Annotated in this window: 4 protein-coding genes; 1 reads left to right on the top strand and 3 read right to left on the bottom strand. The window is 69.7% G+C overall.

The genetic code is table 11. The features are described 5' to 3' along the window. Positions 1–128: 128 nt before the first annotated feature. Positions 129–1,013, bottom strand: coding sequence for a LysR family transcriptional regulator (locus BN13_RS17670; RefSeq protein WP_048548541.1), 885 nt, complete (start codon positions 1,011–1,013; stop codon positions 129–131). Positions 1,014–1,095: 82 nt separating this feature from the next. Here BN13_RS17670 and BN13_RS20700 point away from each other — a divergent pair, with 82 nt between their 5' ends. Continuing rightward, on the top strand, positions 1,096–1,227 hold the full coding sequence (locus BN13_RS20700; protein WP_268806976.1) for a hypothetical protein: 132 nt from the start codon (positions 1,096–1,098) through the stop codon (positions 1,225–1,227). A 584-nt stretch (positions 1,228–1,811) separates the two neighbouring features. Here the strand turns inward: BN13_RS20700 and BN13_RS17660 are convergent. Further along, a complete protein-coding gene (locus BN13_RS17660) occupies positions 1,812–2,186 on the bottom strand; it encodes an SDR family NAD(P)-dependent oxidoreductase (protein WP_048548538.1) in 375 nt (124 codons plus the stop codon). A gap of 97 nt (positions 2,187–2,283) precedes the next feature. Further along, a partial coding sequence (locus BN13_RS17655) for a metallophosphoesterase family protein (protein WP_048548536.1) occupies positions 2,284–4,119 on the bottom strand: 1,836 nt, incomplete at its 5' end.

The following is a 4,119-nucleotide window of genomic DNA, read 5'->3' as shown; positions in this document are numbered from 1 at the left end:
CCCGCCGAGGAGAGAGGCCCGCCGGCGGGGCCGGTGCCCGCGGCATACCCGGATGAATGTGAGGATGCCGACGAGCTGACGTTCACGTGAGCCGGGCAGGCTGACCCGGAGCGGACGGTTTGGCTTGCTCAGGCGGTCCGCTCGCGTAGGTGATCGAGGACGTGCTGGGCCGCCGGGTGGCCGGCAATTGCGTCGCGGACGAGGGCATAGATGTGCCGGGCCGGGACCGGGTCGAGCAGCGCGATGATGCGCACGTGCTCGGGCAAGTCGGCGATCGCCAGCACCGGAAGCATCGTCACCCCGATGCCCGCGTCGACGAACGCGAGCGCGGTGAGGTGGTCGGCGGCCTGGACGATATAGCGCGGGCTGAAGCCGGCCGCGGCATACGCCCGGTGTTGCACCTCGTGGACCGGGAAGCCCTCGACATCATTGGCGACGAACTCCTCGTCCCGGAAGTCACCCAATGGCAAGGCGTCCAGGCCGGCGAAGCGGTGATCCCGTGGCACGACCATCACGAACGGGTCCTCGATCAGGGGCACCCGCGTGAATCCCGGCGGCGTGGCCTCGGCGCTCGTCTGAATGCGGAGATCGATGTCGGGTTGGGTCAGGGGCGCACCGCCTGGGGTGTCGTTGAGGACAAGTTCCACCATGACGTCAGGGAACTCGGTCCGCAGGGACTTCACCAGTCCGGGCATCCAGGCCAGGCCGGCCGAGGCGAAGTGCCCGATGGTCAGGTGCCCGGTCTTGCCGCTACGCAGGTCGTGGACGAGGGCGCCCAGGCGGTTGAGCGACCTGAGCGACTCGCCGGCGGCGATGGCGACGCGCATGCCGGCGGCCGTCGGACGCACCCCGCGGCCCACCCGCTCCAGCAGCATCAGGCCGGTCTCGCGTTGTAGGGCGGCGACTTGCTGGCTGACCGCCGACGGCGTGAGCCGCAGTTGATCGGCGGCGCCTTGGATCGAACCGGTGGCGACGACGGATCGGAAGGTGCGGAGTCGCTGGGGGTCGAGCATCGCGCCATAATAAAGCGTTGCTTAACTAATATCCAGTAACTCTCGCTTGTGCTAAGCAATTAAACCCTGGACCATTGAGGACATGGACAAGCCCATCGACCGTGACTACGCCCGCATGATGACCGAGGTTCGCGCCGCTTCGCAGGACTGGCACCACACCGCCATGCCGACCAAGCGCGGCCTGCTGTACCGCCTCACCCACCGCACGCACTGACTCTCAGCGCTGACCGCCACGCACTGACGGGCACGCACTGACTGTCACGAGGGGCGGCACGGCGATTATCGCCGGCGCGACTGACGCTCCTCCCGGATCGCCTGCAGCCGCGACCCGGCCCGCACGACCGCGGGCGCGACCCCCATGGCCTGGCCGAGAGGTGCGCGAACCCGCCCACGACGATCACCGGCTTATCGCGCTCGATGCCGGTGATCGCCTTCTGCGCCACCACCGTTGGGGTGAGCAGGCGCGGCTGCAAGCCGCGGGTGTTGCGCCGGAACCTGCCGCGCACATACCCCGCGGTGGGTTCGAAAATCTCGTCGATCAACTTCGTATCGACATAGCCCGGGCACAGCACATTGACCTGGACCCGGGCGGCGGCCGCCTCGGCGCGGACCGCTTGCGAGAACCAACTACCGCCCACTTCGTGCTCGTGTAGGGCGCCATCCGCGGGGCGGGGATCAGCCCGGCGAGTGAGCCCGTGTTGAGGATGACGCCGGCCCGCTCGCCTCGCGCGAGGCCGTGGTTGCCTCGTCCGTGAGCCAGCCCGGATACCTGCCCTCGCCTGGACGCCTGCTCGGCCATCACGGCGTATGCCGCGCGCCCCCCGCGACGACGGCCCTGAAGTTCACGTCGATCGCCACCTCCCATTGCCGCTCGGTGAACTCCGTCAACGGGCCGGCGACGAGGATGCCGGCGTTGTTGGCCATGAAGTCCAGCCGCCCGTGCTCCCGGCTGACGCGCTCGACAAGATCTGCCACCGCTCCCGGCTCGGCGACGTCCACCTGCACCGCCTCGGCACTGCCGCCATCAGCGGCCGAGGCCGAAGTCAGGGCTGCAGCCGTCGCCGTTGCCGCCGTGCCATCGAGATCGGCGATGACGACATGACCGCCGCGACGGACCACCTGCTCGGCGAGCGCGCGTCCGATGCCGTTGGCTCCGCCGGTCACGATGCTCACCCGGGGCGCAAAGGGTGTCGTCCTCAGAGATGGCGTTCCAACGGGCGACGCAAGAGAATTCGCTCGGGAAGTAGCCGGGAACGTCATACGCCCGAACCTATCCGCTTGCCGCGTCAGTCTTCGCGGCCGCGGGGATGGTCACCACATTGGGCGCGGTATCGGCCGCGCACCGCCGATCCGCATCGACCGGTCGCGAGTCGACCGACCGGCCATTGACGAGGGTCACGTCCGTGAAGCTCGGCCGCCCTTCGATCACCCCCGAAAACCGATAGCGCGTCAGCGCCGAGACGCGGCAGTCCGCGCCGAAGTCGAGGATGTCGAAGGCCGCCGGCTGGCCGATCAATTCCTGCCCGCCGGCCGCAACGATGAAGTGCGAGAACGGCCCGCCGCCGGTGAACGTACCGACCTGGATCCGGTTGCCCTCGCGGAAGGCCGAGTGCATGTGCCCGTTGACCAGCACGCCCGCGCCCGGAATTCCCTGAACGGCCCACGGCTCGTGACTCACCACCACATCGGGCACGGGTCGGCCGGCGAAGGCCGCCAACCAGGCAGCTCGCGCTGGCTTCTGTTTCTCGGCCGAGCCGATTCCGTCGTCGCCATACCACCGGGGGTCGTTGAAGCCGGCGATCCGTACCCCGGCGAGGGTGAGCTCGGCATACGACTGAGAATTGGGTTGCACCAGAACAACATTCGGTATGCCGTCCAGTCGCCGCAGCATCGCCTCGTCGGTCGGGCTCGTGGCGTCGTGGTTGCCCTTGACGAAGACATAGGGCACCCCGAGGTCCGCGATACCCCGGAAGACGCCGGCGAAGTCGCCCTCCGCGAGGGTGCCGAAGTTGACCAGGTCGCCGCTGTCGATGACGACGTCGACGCCCTCCTCCTCGATGAGGGAACGCATCAGCGGGTACTGGTTCGCGGCGTGGATGTCGCTCACCAGGAGGATCCGGAGCACGCGGGTTTCGGGGGCCGGCTGGGGTTCGTAGCGCTCGCGCAAGGCGTTGCTGACCGCGACCAGGTTGCGCAGATAGGGGGCGGCTTGGTTGGACCGCGCGGCCACGTCGTCGAACAGATCGCGATTGCGTTGGACCGCACCGAGGAGCCCGGTCGCCGTGAACTCGCGCGGCGTGGACCCGCGGTAGGTCGCGTCGACGGCGAGCCCGAGGCCGGCGGTCGCCGCGATCAGCGAGGCGAGGGCAACCAGGGCCGTGCGGAAGCCGGGAGGGCGCCGCAGCGTGAGCCCGCGGACGAGGACGACCAGCAGCACAGCCACGGTCGCGCCGACAACGAAGCGAAGCAGCAGGCCCGTGACGGCGGCGCGGATGGCCGCGTCGATCTCTGCCGGGCTCGGCTGGAGGGTTTCGAGCGAGGACGACGGCGAGCCAAGGGCCTCGGTGATCGTCGCGCGAATCTGTGGGGTGACGGTGACGCCCAGCGCGGCGCCGGTGAATGTCGCCCGTAGGTCGCCGAGCACGGTCGGCACGACGATCTGGCCGAGATCGCTCGGATTCGGCGAGAAGCTCAGGTGCGCTTGGTAGTTCGTGGTCGAGACCGACACCGGGACGAGGACCGTTGCCACGACTCCGGCGGCGCCCGCGCCTAGCGCGAGGAGGCTGCCGGCGGCGACCATGCGCACCGGGCGGGTGCCGAGTCGATGTCCGGCAACCCACCAGCGCCTGGCCGCGACGGCGGCAAGGTGGGTGAGCAGGATCAGGGTGACGACACGTTCATACGTCCCGTAGGGGATGGGGGTGGTGGCCGCGATGACCAGTCCGACGACGAGGGCGGTCAGGATGCCGGCTCGCAGCCCGGCGGGCCCGAGGGGTCGCAGGCCGGCCGTGTCCAGGGCCGGCCAGCCCGCGAGGCCGAGCAGGGACAGCGCCCCGAGGGCGGTGATCAGGTGCGGCGGGACCGCGGGCAGGAGTTGTGGCAGCAC

Origin of the sequence: Nostocoides jenkinsii Ben 74 (genome assembly GCF_001046875.1) — a bacterium.
GTDB lineage: Bacteria > Actinomycetota > Actinomycetes > Actinomycetales > Dermatophilaceae > Nostocoides_A > Nostocoides_A jenkinsii.
This window is presented reverse-complemented; position numbering and strand designations above follow the sequence as displayed.

Coding starts and splice junctions, on each gene's coding strand:
- BN13_RS17670 (WP_048548541.1), bottom strand. CDS start 1,013: ATGCTCGACCCCCAGCGACTCCGCACCTTCCGATCCGTCGTCGCCACC.
- BN13_RS20700 (WP_268806976.1), top strand. CDS start 1,096: ATGGACAAGCCCATCGACCGTGACTACGCCCGCATGATGACCGAGGTT.